Annotated in this window: 15 protein-coding genes, 1 pseudogene and 2 riboswitches; of the genes and pseudogenes, 12 read left to right on the top strand and 4 right to left on the bottom strand. The window is 66.8% G+C overall.

Annotated features, from left to right (window positions below; genetic code table 11):
- Positions 1-4 precede the first annotated feature (4 nt).
- The 3 genes and pseudogenes from QE394_RS04610 to QE394_RS04600 all read right to left on the bottom strand — a co-directional run bounded on the left by QE394_RS04610 (position 5) and on the right by QE394_RS04600 (position 4390).
- On the bottom strand, positions 5-1651 hold the full coding sequence (locus QE394_RS04610) for a DNA repair helicase XPB (RefSeq protein WP_349033852.1): 1647 nt from the start codon (positions 1649-1651) through the stop codon (positions 5-7).
- 13 nt (positions 1652-1664) lie between these two features.
- Positions 1665-4146 (bottom strand): annotated as a pseudogene (locus QE394_RS04605) (helicase-associated domain-containing protein).
- Between the two features lie 10 nt (positions 4147-4156).
- Complete coding sequence (locus QE394_RS04600) at positions 4157-4390, bottom strand: hypothetical protein (protein WP_056083768.1); 234 nt, start codon at positions 4388-4390, stop codon at positions 4157-4159.
- 207 nt (positions 4391-4597) lie between these two features.
- On the opposite strand from QE394_RS04600, the gene QE394_RS04595 reads away from it, so the two are divergent.
- The gene (locus QE394_RS04595) at positions 4598-4981 is read left to right on the top strand and encodes a cold shock domain-containing protein (RefSeq protein ID WP_015936126.1); all 384 of its coding nucleotides are present in this window, start codon (positions 4598-4600) and stop codon (positions 4979-4981) included.
- Between the two features lie 6 nt (positions 4982-4987).
- The gene (locus QE394_RS04590; protein WP_349033851.1) at positions 4988-5626 is read left to right on the top strand and encodes a DUF3027 domain-containing protein; all 639 of its coding nucleotides are present in this window, start codon (positions 4988-4990) and stop codon (positions 5624-5626) included.
- A gap of 116 nt (positions 5627-5742) precedes the next feature.
- Here the strand turns inward: QE394_RS04590 and serC are convergent, their stop codons facing one another.
- On the bottom strand, positions 5743-6873 hold the full coding sequence (serC, locus tag QE394_RS04585; RefSeq protein ID WP_268159126.1) for a phosphoserine transaminase: 1131 nt from the start codon (positions 6871-6873) through the stop codon (positions 5743-5745).
- A gap of 308 nt (positions 6874-7181) precedes the next feature.
- Between serC and QE394_RS04580 the strand changes: the two genes are divergently transcribed.
- The 10 genes from QE394_RS04580 (at position 7182) to QE394_RS04535 (ending at position 18494) form a co-directional block, all read left to right on the top strand.
- Positions 7182-7877, top strand: coding sequence for a metal-dependent transcriptional regulator (locus QE394_RS04580; RefSeq protein WP_056083778.1), 696 nt, complete (start codon positions 7182-7184; stop codon positions 7875-7877).
- A gap of 116 nt (positions 7878-7993) precedes the next feature.
- A riboswitch (cyclic di-AMP (ydaO/yuaA leader) is annotated at positions 7994-8237 on the top strand.
- A 10-nt stretch (positions 8238-8247) separates the two neighbouring features.
- Positions 8248-9078, top strand: a complete 831-nt coding sequence (locus tag QE394_RS04575; protein ID WP_349035373.1) for a M23 family metallopeptidase — start codon at positions 8248-8250, stop codon at positions 9076-9078.
- A gap of 112 nt (positions 9079-9190) precedes the next feature.
- A riboswitch (cyclic di-AMP (ydaO/yuaA leader) is annotated at positions 9191-9388 on the top strand.
- Positions 9389-9458: 70 nt separating this feature from the next.
- The gene (locus tag QE394_RS04570; protein WP_056084183.1) at positions 9459-10145 is read left to right on the top strand and encodes a C40 family peptidase; all 687 of its coding nucleotides are present in this window, start codon (positions 9459-9461) and stop codon (positions 10143-10145) included.
- 157 nt (positions 10146-10302) lie between these two features.
- On the top strand, positions 10303-11082 hold the full coding sequence (locus QE394_RS04565) for an NlpC/P60 family protein (protein WP_261620670.1): 780 nt from the start codon (positions 10303-10305) through the stop codon (positions 11080-11082).
- 246 nt (positions 11083-11328) lie between these two features.
- Entirely contained in the window at positions 11329-11829 is a 501-nt protein-coding gene (locus tag QE394_RS04560) for an HNH endonuclease (protein WP_056083784.1), read from the top strand.
- Positions 11830-11958: 129 nt separating this feature from the next.
- Entirely contained in the window at positions 11959-12624 is a 666-nt protein-coding gene (locus QE394_RS04555) for an NTP transferase domain-containing protein (protein WP_349033850.1), read from the top strand.
- Positions 12625-12636: 12 nt separating this feature from the next.
- Positions 12637-12933, top strand: a complete 297-nt coding sequence (locus tag QE394_RS04550) for a DUF6457 domain-containing protein (RefSeq protein WP_235501575.1) — start codon at positions 12637-12639, stop codon at positions 12931-12933.
- Positions 12930-14396, top strand: a complete 1467-nt coding sequence (locus QE394_RS04545) for a molybdopterin-binding protein (RefSeq protein ID WP_349033849.1) — start codon at positions 12930-12932, stop codon at positions 14394-14396. The genes QE394_RS04550 and QE394_RS04545 overlap by 4 nt, the downstream gene beginning before the upstream one ends.
- Before the next feature lie 66 nt (positions 14397-14462).
- Positions 14463-15341 (top strand): formate dehydrogenase accessory sulfurtransferase FdhD, encoded by an 879-nt coding sequence (gene fdhD, locus QE394_RS04540; protein ID WP_349033848.1) that lies wholly within the window; start codon positions 14463-14465, stop codon positions 15339-15341.
- Positions 15342-15464: 123 nt separating this feature from the next.
- Entirely contained in the window at positions 15465-18494 is a 3030-nt protein-coding gene (locus QE394_RS04535) for a glycoside hydrolase family 38 C-terminal domain-containing protein (protein WP_349033847.1), read from the top strand.
- Positions 18495-18748 lie beyond the last annotated feature (254 nt).

Here is an 18748-nt window from a genome sequence, read left to right as displayed (position 1 = left end):
CTTGCTATTCCGCTGAGTCGGCATCCTTGGCGTCCATGATCCGGTAGGCATACCCCTGTTCGGCCAGGAACCGCTGCCGCTTGGCGGCGAAGTCCTGGTCCAGCGTGTCGCGGGCCACCAGCGAATAGAAGCGGGCCGCCCGCCCATCCTTCTTTGGCCGCAGCAGCCTGCCGAGCCGCTGGGCCTCTTCCTGGCGGGACCCGAACGAACCGGACACCTGGATGGCCACCGAAGCCTCCGGCAGGTCGATGGAAAAGTTGGCCACCTTGGACACCACAAGCGTCTGGATCTCCCCGGCACGGAAAGCATCAAAGAGCCGCTGCCGCACCTTGACCGAGGTATCTCCCTTGATGACAGGTGCCTGCAGGCGCTCGCCGAGGTCGTCGAGCTGGTCGATGTACTGGCCAATCACCAGCAGCTGCTCGCCGGCGTGCCGTGCCACCAGCTGTTCCACCACCAGGGATTTGGACTCGGAGGTAGAACACAGCCGGTATTTGTCCGCGTCGTCGGCCATGGCGTAGGCAACCCGCTCGTCCTTCGGCAGGTCCACCCGCACCTCGACACAGTCTGCCGGTGCGATGTAGCCCTGGGACTCGATGTCCTTCCATGGTGCGTCGTACCGTTTCGGCCCGATCAGGCTGAAGACCTCGCCCTCACGCCCGTCCTCACGGACCAGTGTGGCTGTCAGGCCCAGGCGGCGCCGCGCCTGCAGGTCGGCGGTCATCCGGAAGATCGGAGCCGGCAACAGGTGTACCTCGTCATAGATGATCAGGCCCCAGTCGTGGCCATCCACCAGTTCCAGGTGGGGATACAGGCCGCCGCGTTTGGTGGTCAGGACCTGGTACGTGGCAATGGTCACGGGGCGCACTTCCTTCAGCGCGCCGGAGTACTCGCCTATTTCTTCCTCGGTCAGGGACGTGCGCTTCAGCAGCTCGTCCTTCCACTGCCGCGCGGCCACGGTGTTGGTGACCAGGATCAGCGTGGTGGTGGATCCGGTGGCCATGGCCGCGGCGCCCACCAGCGTTTTACCGGCTCCGCAGGGGAGCACCACCACGCCGCTGCCGCCGGACCAGAAGTTTTCGCTGGCCAGCCGCTGGTAGGGGCGCAGCTGCCAACCGTCCTCGTTCAGTGCGATGAGGTGCGGGGTGCCGTCAACGTAGCCGGCAAGGTCCTCAGCCGGCCAGCCGATCTTGAGCAGGAGCTGCTTCACCTGGCCGCGCTGCGATGCGTGGACCACCACTGTCTCGCCGTCGATCCGAGGCCCAAGGAGCGGCTGGATCTTCTTGGCCCGGATGACTTCCTCCAGCACCGGATAGTCGTCGGTGCGCATCACCAGCCCGTGCTGGGGATCCTTCTCCAGGCGCAGCCGCCCGTACCGCGACATCGTCTCCTCGATATCAATCAGGAGCGAATGCGGTACGGGAAAGCGTGAATACTTCAACAGCGTGTCCAGGACCCGTTCGGCGTCCAGCCCGGCGGCGCGCGCATTCCACAGCCCCAGCGGCGTGAGCCGGTAGCTGTGCATGTGCTCGGGTGCCCGCTCCAACTCCGCGAACGGCGCGATGGCATGCCGGGCCTCCGTGGCGAGCTCGTGGTCCACTTCAAGCAGGATGGTTTTGTCACTCTGGACAATGAGGGGTCCGTCGTTCACGCAGGACAGTCCTTTACTGGTGCAGTTCCTCTGCAGCCTCGATATCGATGATGCGGTGGATGGACAGGACCCGTTCCGTGTCCTTGGCGGGGTCGAAGACACGGACGCGTCCGCCGCTTACTGAAAGCGGAACAACGGTTTCGAGGGTGGCATTCCCCAGGCTGTCCACCACGTTCATGCTGATCCGTTGCTTGAGCCGGATGGCGCGCTGCAGCGCCTCCAACCCCAGCTGGGTTGCCGCTTCCGCCTCATGGCCGGCCGCGCCGTGGCGGCCAGGAGTGCCGTCCGCCTGGCGCAGTACGGCAAGCTGGGCGTCCACATCGCCGGCGGCCGGTGCAAGGCGGGGCGCCGTGTACACGGGCCGCGGGCTTTCCTGCGGGACCGGTCCGCGCCGGAGCCGGACTGCGGAGTCCTCCACGCCATCCACCGACGGCGAGAGTCCGAGGCCGCGCAGGATCTGTACAGTTTCGCGTGGCGGCAAAGAGGACGCCAGGACGGTGGGAGCGAGCCGGACCAGGCCGAGCGCGGCTGCCCGTGGCCCGGACAGGAGTTCCTGCAGCGCTTCCTCGTCATCGCCCTGGATGAAGCTGGCGGCGGTCCCCACCCGGAGCTGCCCATGACGGGCGGCGGTGTCCTGGATGAGGTATTCCAGCGGCTGCGGCACCGCGGTGGCGGAGTGGTCGCGCAGGAACTGCAGCAGGCGGCCGGCGTCATAGCCGGCGTCCAGTGCGCGCCGGACGGAGGCCTCGGAGAACCGGTAGATCGTGGCTGGTCCCTGGCCTTCGGCGTCGGCCATGTTCAGGAGCTTTTCCGCCAAATCGGGTGCCAGGTAACCAGGAGCCACTGCTGTCAGGTCGGCCTGGAGCAGTACATGGTTCAGGGCGGCCGGCAGGTGCTGGCCCAGTAGCGTCATTGCCTCCTCGGGGTTGTCACCGGCGAAGGCGGCTCCCAGCTGGGTCAGGGCCCCGGATCCCACCAGGCCGAGCAGCTCGGCCTCGGCGAGGACGCCGCGGATCAGGGAGCTGAAGCGCCGCGCCATCCGGGGCTGCGCCCACTCGGCGCGCTGGAGGACCGCCGCCGCGTCCAGTACCGGCGCGGCGCCGTCACCGGACGCCGCCTCAGTGGTCAGCTCCAGCAGTATCTCCAGGATGCGTTTGCGGATGACGGGGGCGTCGGGCCGCTGCGCTTCCGCAGACAACGGGACAATGGCCCCCGCCGGCACCCGACCGGTGCGCAGCCGGAACCCCGGAGGTTCCGTTGACCGGCTGGCCCACCAGCGACGGTACGCGTTCGCTGGACAGCCAGGCATTGACCAGCCACTGCCATTGCTCCTGCCGGGGCAGCGCCAGCCACTCAAGCTGCGGTGGCTGCACCCAGGACGACGAGTCAACGTCCAGGCGGATGAGTCCAGCAAGGCCGCAGAGCTCCAGCAGCAGTCCCACCTGCGGCTGGCTGATCTGCAGCAGCTCACCGAGCCGCCGCGTTTCCCGTACCCCTACCCCACCGCTGCGCAGCGTGGCCAAGGGCTGGCGCTGCACGGTGTGCAGCAGTTCGCCCACCAGCCGCAGGGTGTCCGAGATGGCGCTCAGGGCAGCATTCCGGCGGAGGGCCGCGGTGGTGGTGCCGAGCTCCGGCACCGGCGGCGTCAGCGTGAAGTCGTTGATGATGGCGCCGCCCCGCAGGGACAGCCCTACGCTGTGGGGCAGCTCAACGTGGGCGGCGTCGAGCGGAACCAGCAGCCCCCGGGCCAGCAGCCAGTCGATGGGCCCGACGTCGGCGCCCTCGGTGGCGACTGACGCCTTGCGTTGCGCCTGGGGGACGGCACCCATGGCCCAGTTCCGGAACCTGGCGAGCAGCGCCGTCGTCCGCTCCGGGGCGTGGGCGAGGATGTCCTGCACGGCTTCCGGCGAGGACGTCCAGTGCTGCAGGGCCAGTGCCGCCTCCATCGGGGTGGTGGCATCCTGGATCTCGGCGCCGCTCCGGTGCAGTTCGGACACAAGCTGTACCGCCCGTTGGGCGAACGCAGGCTGGAGCCGGACAAGTTCGGTGTAGCTGCGGCCCAGTCCCGCGGGATAAATGCCTACTACGTCCTTGAGGCAGCCTACGGGGAGGTAGAAGCGCTGGCGGTTGCCGGAGGGGGTGCCGTGTGGTGGATCGGCCCGGTGCACCAGTGCAAGTTCCTGCAGGCGGTCCAGGATCCTTTCCAGGATGGGCACTGAGGAGCCTGCGACCATTTTGCGCAGCGCGGGTGCGCTGGCGCTGTGCCCGGTATCGGTGTTGGTGCACAGATGGAGGGTTTCAAGGACCTGCATTTGTGGCCTGTTGAGACGCTCCAGGGCACGCTGCACGCTGACCCGCGAGCTGGCCCGCGCCGCCAGGGCAGGGAAGTCCGGCACGGCGGGGGACAGCAGGTCCGGACGCGCGGCGAACAGTTCCCGCAGCGAGTCGTCGCTGCGGGCCGCCAGGTCCTTGCTGAGCGCGCGAATGAGGGACATCAGTCCAACGTTACCGCTGGTCAGGTTTTCCTGCCCGGCGCCGCCCTGCAACGCTGTCGAGAACCAGGAAGAGCATGAGGACGAACGCCGCGGGCAGGCCGTACAGCGCCGTGTAGGTGACCCACGCGGGAGCCACGGACCCGGCAAAGGCAAGGGCCATGACCGCCGCCACGGCGGCGAGCGAGAGCACGGCAATGACGGCGGCGGCAATCATGATGGGCCGCCGGTAGCGCGAGGGTGTCATGGACGTAACGCTACCGCCCCTCCGGCAGCGCGCGTAAACCCGGCGTCGGGGGCGGCATGAAGCGGGATTCGGGCGCGGGGCAGGATAACCTTGAAGGATACAGACCAACACGGTACGCAGCTGCCATACCTTAAACCCGCACAACCGGCGCGGATGCGGTGGCGGCCGGCCGTGCATCACAACAGCAGAACGAAGAAGGTTGATTCAATGCCTACCGGCAAGGTCAAGTGGTATGACAAGGACAAAGGCTTCGGGTTCCTCGCGGGTGAGGACGGCCAGGAGGTCTTCCTGCCCAAATCGTCGCTGCCCGAGGGCGTGACGGAACTCAAGGCCGGCACCCGCGTGGAGTTCGGGGTGGCCGACGGCCGCAAGGGTGCCCAGGCTTTGGGCCTGCGCGTCCTCGACAAGACTCCATCCATCGCCAAGGCGAAGCGGCCCAGCGCCCGCGACCTTGCGCCCCTGGTCCAGGACCTGGTGACTGTCCTCGACAATCTCTCGGGCACCCTGTCCAACGGCAAGTACCCGGACGGCAACAAGGGCAAGGCCATTGCCGCCGCCCTGCGTAAGGTTGCCGACGAGCTGGACGTTTAGGCAGCAATGAATCCGGAAGCTGAACAGCCCGACGCAGGAATGCAGGCCTCGGAACAGGAGACAGCCGGTGTGCCCCAGGCAGCTGCCTCGGAGCGCACAGCCGTCTCCGGCTCCGCCACGGCCGTGAAGGCGGCTCCCCAACGCAAGGCGGGCGTGCCGGTGTGGCGGACAGGGAAGCCGGATGCATTCCTGGCCGCCGCCGTCGACGTTGCCAGGACTGCCCTGGAGGGAATCACCTCAGCGTCGGACATCGGTCCACACCTGGCTGCCAAGAGCGAAGGCGACCGCCTGGTGACGCACCTCTTCGAATCCAGGTTGCCTGGCTACTCGGGCTGGCAGTGGTACGCCGTTATCACCCGCAACTCCCGCTCCAAGCTGGTGACGGTCAACGAACTGGGCCTGTTGCCCTCGGAGGATTCGATCCTGGCCCCGGAATGGGTGCCGTGGGCTGAGCGGGTGCGGCCCGAGGACGCCCGGGAAGAGGAGCACGAGCAGGAGCGCGCGGTCCCTGACGCCCAGGCTGCAGGGGAACCCGCTGATGCGGGTTCCGGGGAACCCGAAGCGGAACAGGATCCGGAAGAGGCAGAGCCTGCGCTGCAGGCCGGGTCCTCGGACGATGGCCAGGCAGACGACCCAGAGGGCTAGCCAGCCCCCTTGTGGCGGGTCCGTCGACCCAACCAACAGCAAACGGCGCCGTCCGGGGTAAACCCGGGCGGCGCCGTCGTATGTTCATTCGCCGGGGCCTTGCCGACGGCGGAAAGCTACTTGCGCAGCTCGCCCACCACAAAGTCGATGCTGGCCAGCAGGGCCGAAACGTCCTCGGGGTCGATGGCAACGAAGGTGGCGATACGGAGCTGGTTGCGGCCCAGCTTGCGGTAAGGCTCCGTGTCCACAATGCCGTTGGCGCGCAGGACCTTGGCCACCGCGGCGGCGTCCACGGAGTCGTCGAAGTCGATGGTGGCAATGACGTTCGAGCGCTCATCCGGGTTGATGACGAACGGCGTCGCGTATTCAGATGCTTCGGCCCACGTGTAGATGCGGCCGGCGGAGTCGGAGGTGCGTCCCGCTGCGAAGTCCAGGCCGCCGTTGGAGTTCAGCCACTGCACCTGGGCGTCCAGCGTTACCAGGGTGGACAGCGACGGGGTGTTGTAGGTCTGGTTCAGCTTCGAGTTGTCGATGGCGGTCTGGAGGTCCAGGAAATCCGGGATCCAGCGGCCGCTGGCTTTGATCCGTGCGGCGCGTTCCAGTGCGGCGGGGGAGAACAGGCCAAGCCACAGGCCGCCGTCGGAGGCAAAGTTCTTCTGCGGGGCGAAGTAGTAGACATCGCTCTCGGCAACATCGACGTCCAGGCCGCCGGCGGCCGAGGTTGCATCGACCAGGACCAGTGCGCCCTCATCGGCATTTGCTACGCGCTTTACCGGAGCGGAGACGCCGGTGGAGGTTTCGTTCTGCGGCCAGGCGTATACGTCGACGCCGGCCTCGGCCCGGGCAGCCGGGCGGGTACCCGGTTCGGACGTGATGATGGAGGACGCATCCAGGAAAGGTGCCTTGTTGGTGGCGGCGGCGAACTTCGACCCGAACTCACCAAAGGACAGGTGCTGGGCCTTCTTCTCCACGAGGCCGAAGGAGGCAACATCCCAGAAAGCGGTGGAACCGCCGACGCCGAGGACAACCTCGTAGCCCTCGGGCGCCCGGAAGAACCGGCTGAGGCCTTCGCGGACCGAGCCCACGAGGTTCTTGACGGGGGCCTGCCGGTGGGACGTGCCCAGGATGGTCTTCGACGCCGCGGAGAGCGCATCGATCTGTTCCTGCCTGACCTTGGATGGCCCGGCTCCGAACCGTCCGTCCCGGGGCAGGAGGTCGGCAGGAATAGTGATGCTGGTTTCGCTCACGGGTGCTCCAATGTCGGCGGGGAGGTGGCTTTGGCCGGTCGGGCGGACAACGCCGCCCGACAGTCGGCAGTGACTGCCATACAGGCCTTACCCATTCTGCCTGAACCGCCGTAGGCGCGGGAGTCGGAGCCGCTAAAGTCCAAACATTGAGACACTGGTACGTGGGGCCGGTAACTATTCGGACTAAGTCAAAATAGGCTAAGCTTGCCTCCGGACTATGTCGCGCCGCATGGCGGCGGACTGTGTAGGACAACGCGCTAGGACAACGCGGAACAACGCAGGGTATTGCGCTCGAGGAGCTGAGCTGGATGACGGATCTGATCGACACTACGGAGATGTACCTTCGGACCATCCTGGAGCTGGAGGAAGAAAACATCGTTGCCCTGAGGGCCCGTATTGCCGAGCGGTTGCGCCACTCTGGCCCCACGGTGTCCCAGACCATCGGCCGGATGGAGCGTGACGGCCTGGTGGTGGTGTCCGGCGACCGCCACCTGGAGCTCACCGAGGCCGGCCGTAAACGTGCCACAGAGGTCATGCGCAAGCACCGTCTTGCCGAACGGCTCCTGGCCGACGTCATCGGCCTGGACTGGGCCTACGTCCACGACGAAGCGTGCCGCTGGGAGCACGTGATGAGCGAGCGCGTTGAGCGCCGGATCTACGAAATGCTCAACCACCCCACCGAATCGCCCTACGGAAACCCAATTCCCGGACTGGCGGCACTGGGCGGACACCCGGAGCCGTCGTTGGCAGACGGCGCGATCAGCCTCCTCGAGGCCATGAAGACCTACGGCCCCGCCTCTGCCGTGACCATCAGCCGGCTGGCCGAACCCATCCAGGTGGAACCCGAACTCCTGTCGCAGCTCGACGAAGGCGGCATCCGCCCCGGAGCGGCAGTATCGCTGGAGCGTGTAGGGGACTATATTTCGGTCCGTGTTCCGGGCATTGAAGGCGCCCTTGAACTGCCTCCTGAAGTGGCTGCCCACGTATTCGTAGCCGTCAACTGACACCGTAAAAGCCCTGCTTCTACCCCGTGGGAGCTGAATCACGCAAAAATAACGGAATTGTTACTAAGGGACTTAAGCCCCTATAGTTAAACCAAAGCGTTGATACTTAAGCGTTACCTGATCTGGAGCCGAGCTCTGCCAGCGGATCAGGAGCACCAAGTCATAACTGGCAGAGGCGGGGGAACCACAACTGGCAGCGGGGGACTGCCTTGGGGTGAAGTCCGTCAGCAGCAAGCCTCTTCCAGTGAAGGAACCTTCCGGGGATTTCTCTGTGCCGCAGCTTGCTTACGGCGGACCGGGTCTGTGAACTCTCTGACCCGAATCCGACAGCTAACTTCGCAGGCTATCCAGAGAGGAACCCTTCTTGACCATGCAGACCCCCCGGGGCCGCCGACGCGCGGCGGGCCCCGCTGCTACGCCGCGTGCTGTCGAAACCGTCCAGGCTGCCGAGACCTCGCGCCCCCGCGATCTCCACCGTGATGCGCGCCGCCGTCGGGGTCCATTCCGCCAGATAACGGAATTCGCCTCGGCCAGCGGCATCGGCCAGAAGGCCGGCATCGCGCTAGCCGCCACCGGCCTGGTGCTCACCGTGACCGTTCCCGTCACCAGTCCCGTCATGGCCACTGACGCCAGCGGAACCGGTGCTGTTGCAGCCTCGTCGGTGACGCCGCAGCCCGCGATTTCCGCGGAAGCTGGCGCCCAGATCGACTTCAGCCGCTCCGCCGTCGTGACCCAGGCGGACCCTGACGGCAAGCTCAAGCAGCTGCTCAGCGCCCAGTCCGCAGGATCGGTCTCCCGGGCTGCATCCGCCGGTAGCCTCGGGGCTCCGCTGGCCACCATGGCCACGGCATCGCCGTTCGGCTACCGCGTCAGCCCCATCACCGGCGGCACCGGCGATTTCCACCGCGGGCAGGACTATGTTGCCCAGTGCGGAACCTCTGTGATGGCTGCCGCCACCGGAACCGTGACCTTTGTGGGCTGGCACCAGTACGGCGGCGGCAACAGGGTGGTGGTGGACCACGGCAACGGCCTGGAGACCACCTACAACCACCTGTCGTCGTTCAACGTCACCGAGGGCCAAACCGTCTCCCGTGGTGACGTCATTGCCCTCAGCGGGACCACAGGCGCCTCCACTGGCTGCCATCTCCATTTTGAAGTCCAGGTCAACGGCGAGGTCGTTGACCCCACCGGCTGGCTCTAGCCAAATGATGGCGGACTCTCGAATGGCTGTAACCCGCCGTGACCTGAATGTGACATTCAAACAAAACTGCTGTACCGTCTAACTCGCGTCAACTTTTCCGAAGTTGACGCTCTTGAGTGGATTGCCTAACTCTGCCACCGCTCAAGGTCCGTTCGCATTTCATCGTCTGGCAGGGGCGGGGGAACCAATTTTGGCCTTCTTGTTTCGAAGGCCTTGGGGTTAAGTCACGAAAGCTTCCTTGGAAGCGGTGTGGCCGGGTGACTCCCATCCGAATCCGACAGCTCACCTCGCAGGCATTGGGAGAGGCTACCTTCGTGTCTTCACGCCATAATGCTGCGCGCCACCGTGCGCAAACGGTTCGTACCAACCCTTTGGGCGCCGTGTCCAAGGCTGTTAGTGCCAATGCCGGGACTGTGGGTCGCCAGGCTGCTGTAGTTGCAGCCGCTTCCGGCCTCGTCCTGGGTATGGGCCTGCCGGCCGTCGCGGATACCACCGCGGGCGTCTCGGCATCCACCGAGTCGGGTTCGGCCCAGACCGCCCTTGCCGTCACCGCGGCACCTACCGCCACTGTTTCCTTCGAGCGCCCGGTCATCAAGACCACCGCCGCTCCGAAGCCGGAGCCGGTACGCACCCAGTCCACAGCTTCAGCAGCACGGGATGCCGGCAATGCCGTCACCGCAGCCGCTGACTCAACCGAAGCTGCTTCCGAGAAGCTCGCGGAGACTGTTTCCTCCGCTGCCACTTCGGGCATCGCAGCTATCGCGTACACCGGCATTGGCCACCCGTACGTGTGGGGCGGCACCACCCCCAACGGCTGGGACTGCTCCGGATTCACCCAGTGGGTCTACGCCCAGGCCGGCATCAGCATCCCGCGCGTCAACGCCTGGAACGCCATGAAGCCCACCTCCACTCCCCAGCCTGGCGACCTCGTCATGCAGAACGGCGGCGCACACGTTGGCATCTACGTCGGCAACGGCATGATGGTCAGCGCGCTCAACCCGTCCCAGGGCACCCTCCTGCACGCGGTTGCCGCTACCGGAACCTCCTCGTTCTACACCATGAACTAGTTCCCGGGGCCACAGGCCCCAGGAACTTTTTCTTTGCCCCCGCTTTTCGCTAAATCACACATCCCCGTTCGGGACGTGCCGGCGTACCCCCAAGATGCCGGCGCGTCCATAACCCCCGTGTTGCCTACAGGCCCGGGGACAACGAAAGAGAGAACTGATGACGACTCGTGCTACCGCACGGCATCGCGCCGAAGTCACCAAGACCAACTCAATCGCCATCATCGCCAAGGCTGTCGGCGGCAACGCCGGCGGCGTTGGGCGCCAGGCAGCGGTTATCGCCGCAGCCTCGGGCTTGGTCCTGACCAGCGGCATCGCCGCAAACGCAGCTGACACCAACATCCAGCGCGACTCCGCTCCTGCATCCGCCTTTGAAGTTGGATCAGCCGTTGAAGCCCCGATCTCCGCGGCGTCCACCATCAACATCTCCTTCGAGAAGCCGGCCGTCAGCACCAGCCCGGCTCCGGTGGTTGAGGCAGAGCCCGAGGTCGAGGTCCAGGAAGCCGCTCCGGCTCCGGCTGCCGAGGCCGCCACCGCCCAGACGGCTGCAGCGCCGAAGGTCACCGCTACAGTCACGGCGCAGCCAGCGTCTGCACCCCAGGCGTCTGCCAGCGGCAAGGGCGCAGCAATCCTTTCCGCAGCCTACGCCCAGCTCGGCGTCAACCAGGACTGCACGATGCTCGTCACCAACTCACTGGCTGCCGTGGGCATCAACTTCCACGACTGGCCCGCCGGTTACCTTTCCCTTGGCCGCACCGTCAGCGCTGCCGAGGCCCAGCCCGGCGACCTGATCTACTACGCCGACGGCGGCGCCGGCATGGCCCATATCGCTGTCTACGCAGGCAACGGCCAGGCTGTGCACGGCGGCTACAACGGCAACCAGACCGTGGTCTTCAGCGCCAACGTCGGTTCCGGACCGGTCTTCATCCGCGTCAACTGATCCCCCCGCGAGGGCTGGCCGGTACGGCCGCCCCTCGGAGTGAAAGGACCCCTGCCCACGCGGCCGGGGTCCTTTGCCGTTCACGGGCGGTGCGCCGCGGCGGCCGTTCCTGACGGTAGGGTGTGCCGTGATTAGCTGATCCTGCATTTCTTTGTTTACTCTTGTGGTGTCGATCCATAGCCCGGACATGCCGAGGGCAGCCGGCCCTCGAGCCCCTGACGGGTGCGGCCGTGAAGAGGTACGTGCATGCGCACTCTCGTTCTGAATGCTGGATATGAACCGCTGGCGGTTATTACTTTCCGCCGGGCGCTGGTGCTTGTGCTCACGGGCAAGGCAAGCGTGGTTGCCGAGGGCGAGGATCCCGTGGTGGGTCCGCAGGAAATCCTGGGCCGCCCCTCCGTGATTCTCCTCAACCGCTACATCCGGCCCAGATACAACCATGCCACAGCCGTCAGCCGGCGCGGCGTCCTGAGACGCGATGGGCACAAGTGCGCTTACTGCGGAAAAGCGGCGCACACGATCGACCATGTGCACCCCAAGTCACGGGGAGGGGCGGACTCCTGGGAGAACCTGGTGGCAGCCTGCCTGCGCTGCAACAACGTTAAGGGCGACCACACGCCCGCTGAAATGGGCTGGAAGCTGCGATTCGAGCCGGCACCGCCGCACGGCACCATCTGGCAGATCAAGGAACTGGAAAAGCCCACGCCGGCGTGGGACCCGTTCCTCCTGCCGGAGCGGGCCGCGTAAGGTGCGCTGTTTGTCTGGCCGGTCCTGACGTGTTGCCTGCGCCGGCCGCCTGGCTTGACCGCCTGACCGCCTGACCTGCCGAGTGCCTGGACTGTCCGAAGGGCGTCCGGCACTGGCTACGCTTGGACCATGCAAGACGACGTGCCGGCCTTTGATGCCCTCATCCTGGCGGGAGGCCGATCCTCGCGGCTGGGCGGCGTCCCGAAACAGGGGCTGCTGTTTCGCGGCACCACCCTCCTTGGCCGGGCCCTGGCTGCGGCTGAGGGAGCCCGGGCCACCGTGATTGTCGGCCCGGATCCCGGACCTTTGCCTCCCGGAGTGCTCACGTGCCGTGAAGAGCCGGAGTTCGCCGGCCCCGCAGCGGCCATCGCCACGGGCCTGGATGTCCTGGACCGGGCGGGGGCCGGCGCTCCGCACACCCTCGTCCTGGCCTGTGACATGCCCCTGGTTTCCGGGGCTGTGCGGACCCTCCTGCATGAGTTGTCCACGGGGCTTGGCGCGGGGTCTTATGTGGCCTTTGCCGCGGACGAAAACGGTGCGGGGCGGATGCAGCCGCTGGCCGGAATTTATAGCACGGACATGCTAAAAAAGTCCGCCCGTGGGATGGCTGCCGCAGGCCGGTTGGTCGACGGATCAGTCCGCTCACTCCTTGCTAGTCTGGACGTGCAGCTTGTCGCCGTTCCGGCCGCTTACACGGCAGATGTGGACACGTGGGACGATGCCGCCGCACTGGGGATTGCCGCCGGCAGCCCGGACGTGGAGGACGTGGACGGGGCCGGGCGCGGCCGCAGTTAACTTTGGAGGCACGTGGTGAAGAGCCAGGACGAAACACTGGAGGAGTGGTGCAGGTCGCTGCTCCAGGCCTACGAGCTTGAAGATGTCCAGGTGGACATCAATGCCATCCTTTCCCTTGCCGGTGTGGCGGCGCATTCAGTGGTCCGTCCCGCCGCCCCGCTGACCACCTTCATCGCCGGATTCGCCGCGGGCCTGGCCTCGCACTCCGGCAGCTCGACGGATGCCGCGGCCATGGAAAAGGCTCTCGCCGTCGCCCGCACGCTGGCTGCCGACTATGACGCTGAAGCCGCCGGGGCTCCCGGCGAATGACAGAAGCACCCGGGCAGGAAGCAGCATCCCCCGCAGGGCACGACCACAGCCACGGAAACCCGCGGGAACAACTGCAGGAACAACCGCAGGAGCAGAACGACGAAGGCCAGGCCGGAACCGGCCAGGACCAGGGCCACGGCCACCATCACCTGGCTCACACATGGGCGGAAGCACGCCAGGCCGCCTTTGACGCCGCAACGCCCATCCCGCCCGGCCCGGTGCCGCTGGACCAGGCCCAGGCCCGCAGGTTGGAGCAGGACATCATTGCGCTCCAGGACATGCCGCACTACGCTTCCTCGGCCATGGACGGCTGGGCAGTCAACGGTTCCGGGCCATGGATCCCCGTGGAAGCCGGAGCCCGGCTGGCGCCGCACCAGGCCAGCCCGATCGTTACCGGCGGACTCATCCCGCCAGGTGGCAAGGGGATCCTTCGCAGCGAAAGTGCCGTCCTCGCCGAGGACGAGGACGGGCTTCCCGTCCTTGAAGCGGGTGGAACCGCCCGTCCCGGTGAACCGCGAAACGGCCAGCACGTGCGAAAAGCCGGCGAGGAAGCACATGAAGGGGACACCCTTGTCCCGGCGGGGGTGACCCTGAATCCGGCGCACCTGGCACTCGCCGCACTTGCCGGATACGACGAGCTTCAGGTCCAGGGCAAACCCCTCGTACGCCTGCTGCTGACCGGGTCCGAGGTGGTGGTGCAAGGCCTGCCTGCCCCGGGGAAGGTCCGGGACACATTCGGTCATCAGTTGCCGGCCGTCGTCGGCATGCTCGGCGGTATACCGGGCGGGCAGCAGCGCATCGGCGACTCCTACGGGGAATGGCTTGCGGCCCTTGAGGACGTGGTCCCGGACGGCCCTGGCGCACCCGGGCTCCCCGCCGACGTCGTCATTACCACCGGGGGAACGGGCCGCTCCGGCACGGATCATCTCCGCCGCGCCGTTGCCGAACTGGGCGGCCGCCTGGTGGTTGACGGGGTGGCCATGCGGCCCGGGCACCCGGTGGTGCTGGCCGAACTCCCCGACGGCCGGTTCGTCCTGGGCCTGCCCGGCAATCCGCTCGCCGCCATGATGGCGCTCTTTACCGTGGGCGCGCCCCTGTTGGCCGCCCTGGGGCACGGAAGCTTGCCGGAGGTGCAGGAGGTGGCCTCCGGTACCCTCATAGACCCGGATCCGGGACGCACGCGCCTCATGCCGTTCCGGCTTCTGTACGGGATGGCGTCGCCGGCCCAGCACACCGGCCCGGGCATGATGCGCGGGCTTGCCGCGGCCGACGGCGTCATGGTGGTTCCGCCGCACGGCGTGCAGTTGGGAGAGCCGGTACCGGCGTTCGCGCTGCCGTGGGGCCCGCCCATTCCAGCCCCGGCGGATCCTGCCAAGGCCAAACCGCGCAGCAGCAGGACATCCCGGACGGCGGCGAAGGCCGGCCCCGCCGGGCCAGTGGACTGGAGTGCCCTTCTCGGCTGAGCCGGGGGCTGGCCGGGCAGGCACACTGCAGTGCGATGATGGAGACATGAACAGGCAGGACGGTCCATGGGACGCGTGACGCAGCGCCGCAAGGTGCATAAGTATGTCCTGGACGGCTCGCCGAAGGCGCTGGAGTTTCCGGTCCGCTACCGCGAGGATGTCCTGGCAGTGGAGGAACCGCTGGAAATCCGGCTGGGTAGCCTCTCCTATTCAGTCACCATGCGGACCCCTGGCGACGACTTCGACCTGGTAGCCGGCTTCCTGGTATCCGAGGGTGTGATCTGGACCCCGGACCAGCTGGTATCCCTTCGCTTCTGCGCCGGCGAGGACGAAAACGGTGTCCAGACGTTCAACGTGGTGGAGGCCCAGCTGCGCCCGGACGTCCCCCTGCCGGAGACGGGACGGAACGTCTACACGTCCAGCTCCTGCGGCATCTGCGGGACGGACTCCATCGAAGCTGTCCGGAAGTCCTCGCACCACAGCCCCGCGGCGGACCCCCTCACAATCGACGCGCACGTGCTGGCAGCCCTCCCCGCCCTGCTCCGGAAGTCGCAGCGCCTCTTCGACGATACCGGCGGGGTGCACGCTGCCGGGCTGTTCCGGATTGAGGACGACGGCGGCGTGCAGTTGCTGTGCCTTCGCGAGGACGTGGGACGGCACAACGCGGTGGACAAGGTGGTGGGCTGGGCCCTGCGCGAAGGACTCCTGCCACTGCGCGGCACCGTCCTCCAGGTGTCCGGCCGGGCATCATTCGAGCTGGTTCAGAAGGCGGCCCAGGCGGGGATCCCGGTGTTGGCTGCCGTCAGCGCTCCGTCTAGCCTGGCCGTGGAGCTCGCGGAGGCCAGCGGCCTGACGCTTGCCGGTTTCAGCCGGGGGACCAGCCTTAATGTCTACGCCGGGGACGCCAGGATCAGCAGTCCGGCAGTTGCCTCCGCGCCCGCCTGACGCTCCACCAACTCCCTTCGGCGCCTGCCGCGAGGGGGTTGGTTTGAGGGCTAGCAGCGGGTAGATTTGTCCATCGAATGGACACGATGATCCAATTTTTTCAAGCGCTAAAGAGGGCCCACATTGCATGACGACCGCAGGATCACGGAAGTCCGACTCACCAGGTTTGTGCGTGAGCGTATCGACCCTGCTGTCTACAGCCGGACCGTGCCCCTGGCCCTGGGCAGCTGGGACGTACCGGATGAGCCCGTAGCCGCCCTCGAGGCGATGCGGCAGCAGTTCCAGCCCCTCGAGCACGGGACGGCATGGGGCAAACCGTGGAGCACCAAGTGGCTCCGGCTGCAGGGGGACGTACCCGAGTCGTGGGGCACCGGCCCGGACACGACGGTCGAAGTGGTGGTTGACCTCGGCTTCACCGTCCAAACCCCCGGTTTCCAATGCGAGGGTATTGCCTGGCGGCCGGACGGCACCATCATCAAGGCCGTCTCGCCCCGTAACCGGTACATCCCGCTCAAGCTCCTGGGCACCGGCATGTCGGTGGACTTCTACGTGGAGGCAGCGGCCAACCCGGACCTCGCGCAGGACTGGACCTTTGCGGCCACTCCCTACGGTGACAAGTCCACTGCCGGAACGGCCCCGCATTACCGGCTGGGAACTATCGCCATCGCCGAACTCAACCAGACCGTCTGGGAACTGCAGCAGGACGTCTGGACGCTGTCGGGCCTGATGGAACAGCTGCCCCTGGAACTCCCGCGGCGGCACGAAATCCTCCGGGCCCTGGAACGGATGATGGACGTCATGGATCCGGACGATGTCGCCGGGACCGCGGCGGCCGGCCGGGAGGCTCTGGCCGGGGTGCTGGCCCAGCCCGCCTACGCTTCCGCCCACCAGCTGGTGGCCACCGGCCACGCGCACATCGACTCGGCCTGGCTGTGGCCGGTACGCGAAACCGTCCGGAAGTGCGCCAGGACCTTCTCCAACGTGGTGGCCCTGATGGACGAGAACCCGGACTTCGTGTTTTCGTGTTCCTCCGCCCAGCAGCTCTCCTGGATCAAGGAGTCATATCCGGAACTGTTCAGCAGGATCCGGGAGAAGGTCCGCGCCGGGCAGTTCGTTCCGGTGGGCGGCATGTGGGTGGAGTCTGACACCAACATGCCCGGCGGCGAAGCGATGGCGCGGCAGTTCATTGAGGGAAAATCGTTCTTCCTGTCCGAGTTCGGCGTCGAGTGCCGGGAGGCGTGGCTGCCGGACTCATTCGGTTATTCCGCCGCCCTGCCGCAGATCGTGAAGTCCGCGGGAAGCCGCTGGTTCCTGACACAGAAGATCTCCTGGAACCAGACCAACCGGATGCCGCACCACACCTTCAACTGGGAAGGCATCGACGGTACCCGGCTGTTTACGCACTTCCCCCCGGTGGACACCTACAACGCCGAGCTCAGCGGCCGCGAGCTTGCGCACGCGGAACGCAACTACAGGGATCACGGCCGGGGCACCGTTTCCCTGGTGCCGTTCGGTTACGGCGACGGCGGCGGCGGACCCACCCGGGAAATGCTCAGTGCCGCCGCCCGCACCGCAGATCTGGAAGGCTCACCCAGGGTTAGGATCGGACCCGCTGAGAGCTTCTTCCGGCAGGCCGAAGAGGAATATGCGGCCTTGCCCGTGTGGGTGGGGGAGATGTACCTCGAGCTGCACCGCGGCACCTACACCAGCCAGGCGCGCACGAAGAAGGGCAACCGGCGCAGCGAGCACCTGCTCCGGGAAGCCGAGCTGTGGTGTGCCACTGCCGCCGTCCGCACCGACGGCGCCTTCGAGTACCCGGCAGCTGAGCTGAAGCGGCTTTGGCAGCTGGTCCTGCTGCAGCAGTTCCATGACATCCTTCCTGGCAGCTCCATTGCCTGGGTACACCAGGACGCCGAGCGCAATTACCAAGCCATCGAGGCCGCCCTGGAAGGCATCATCAGCCAGGCCGCCGCGGCAGCGCTGGGAACAGGGGAACGGACATTCCTGCTCAACGCCGCCCCGCATGCCCGGAACGGAGTTCCGGCGATGGCCGCCGCCGAACCGTCGGACCGGGGCGGAACAGTCCGGGCCAGCAGCGGGGATGGCGGATTCGTCCTGGACAACGGCGTGATCCGGGCGGTCCTGGACGCGGACGGCCTGGTGGCATCCCTGCAGGACTATGCCTCCGGCCGCGAAGCCATAGCACCGGGACAGCGCGGCAACCTGCTGGAGCTGCACCGGGATACCCCCAACGAGTGGGACGCCTGGGATATTGATGAGTTCTACCGGCGCAACGTCACTGCCTTGACCGGCGCGGAATCGATCCGGCTGGAGGAGGGGCCTTATGGCGCCACTGTTGTGGTGGAACGCCTGGCCGGAACCTCGCCGGTCACCCAGCGCATCACCCTCGCTCCGGGCAGTCCGTCCCTGGCCATCACCACATCGGTGGACTGGCAGGAACGGGAGAAACTGCTCAAGCTCGGGTTTGCCCTGGATGTCCGTGCCGACCGGTCGGCGTCGGAAACCCAGTTTGGACATGTCTTCCGGCCTACCCACACGAACACGTCCTGGGAAGCTGCGAAGTTTGAGATCTGCGCGCACCGCTGGATCCACGTGGGGGAGCCCGGCTACGGTGTCGCAGTTTCCAACTCGTCCACCTACGGCCACGACGTCGCCAGGAACATCAGGGAGGCCGACGGCGGCACCACCACCACTGTGCGCCTCTCGCTGTTGCGGGCGCCCAAGTTCCCGGACCCTACGGCCGACCGCGGCCGGCACGAGCTGACCGTTACCGTCCGACCAGGTGCAGATATCGGGGCCGCGGTGGAGGAGGGGTACCGGACCAACCTTGTGCCCCGGTTGGTCACGGGGGCCGATCCGGTTGAGCCACTGGTCTCGGTGGGCACGCCGGGCCTGGTTGTTGAAGCGGTCAAGCTTGCCGAAGACGGCTCGGGCGACGTCGTGGTCCGCCTGTATGAGTCGCTGGGGCAGCGCACTGCCGGGCGCATCACGGCGAATTTCCCCGTGCGTGATGTTGTGGTGACGGACCTGCTGGAGCGGCCCACCGAGGCTCCCGGCGTGTCCGCGGCTGAGGGCGGTGCGGAACTGCAGCTCCGGCCGTTCCAGCTGGTGACCCTGCGCTTCGTGCGGTAATGCCCCGGAGGTCATTGTCCAGGTCTGCAGGTTCAGTGGCCTGCCGGCCCGCTGGCCTGGACAGAAGCCCGCGGCGCAGACGCGCCTGCATTGCGAAAAGGGCCCTTAAATAGGCTGAGTGGGGGCGGTCCCCAACGGCCGCCACCACTCATCCCCCCAATGCGTGTGAAGGCCCCCGAAGCAGGGCTTCGTCCAAGAATTTATCCCCGTTCAAAAACGCGCCGTGCCTCACCTTCACACATTCATGATTGTTT

The sequence above is a fragment of the Pseudarthrobacter sp. SORGH_AS 212 genome (assembly GCF_030818145.1).
Classification (GTDB): domain Bacteria; phylum Actinomycetota; class Actinomycetes; order Actinomycetales; family Micrococcaceae; genus Arthrobacter.
This window is presented reverse-complemented; position numbering and strand designations above follow the sequence as displayed.

Coding starts and splice junctions, on each gene's coding strand:
- QE394_RS04600 (WP_056083768.1), bottom strand. CDS start 4,390: ATGACACCCTCGCGCTACCGGCGGCCCATCATGATTGCCGCCGCCGTC.
- QE394_RS04595 (WP_015936126.1), top strand. CDS start 4,598: ATGCCTACCGGCAAGGTCAAGTGGTATGACAAGGACAAAGGCTTCGGG.
- QE394_RS04590 (WP_349033851.1), top strand. CDS start 4,988: ATGAATCCGGAAGCTGAACAGCCCGACGCAGGAATGCAGGCCTCGGAA.
- QE394_RS04580 (WP_056083778.1), top strand. CDS start 7,182: ATGACGGATCTGATCGACACTACGGAGATGTACCTTCGGACCATCCTG.
- QE394_RS04575 (WP_349035373.1), top strand. CDS start 8,248: ATGCAGACCCCCCGGGGCCGCCGACGCGCGGCGGGCCCCGCTGCTACG.
- QE394_RS04565 (WP_261620670.1), top strand. CDS start 10,303: ATGACGACTCGTGCTACCGCACGGCATCGCGCCGAAGTCACCAAGACC.
- QE394_RS04560 (WP_056083784.1), top strand. CDS start 11,329: ATGCGCACTCTCGTTCTGAATGCTGGATATGAACCGCTGGCGGTTATT.
- QE394_RS04555 (WP_349033850.1), top strand. CDS start 11,959: ATGCAAGACGACGTGCCGGCCTTTGATGCCCTCATCCTGGCGGGAGGC.
- QE394_RS04545 (WP_349033849.1), top strand. CDS start 12,930: ATGACAGAAGCACCCGGGCAGGAAGCAGCATCCCCCGCAGGGCACGAC.
- fdhD (WP_349033848.1), top strand. CDS start 14,463: ATGGGACGCGTGACGCAGCGCCGCAAGGTGCATAAGTATGTCCTGGAC.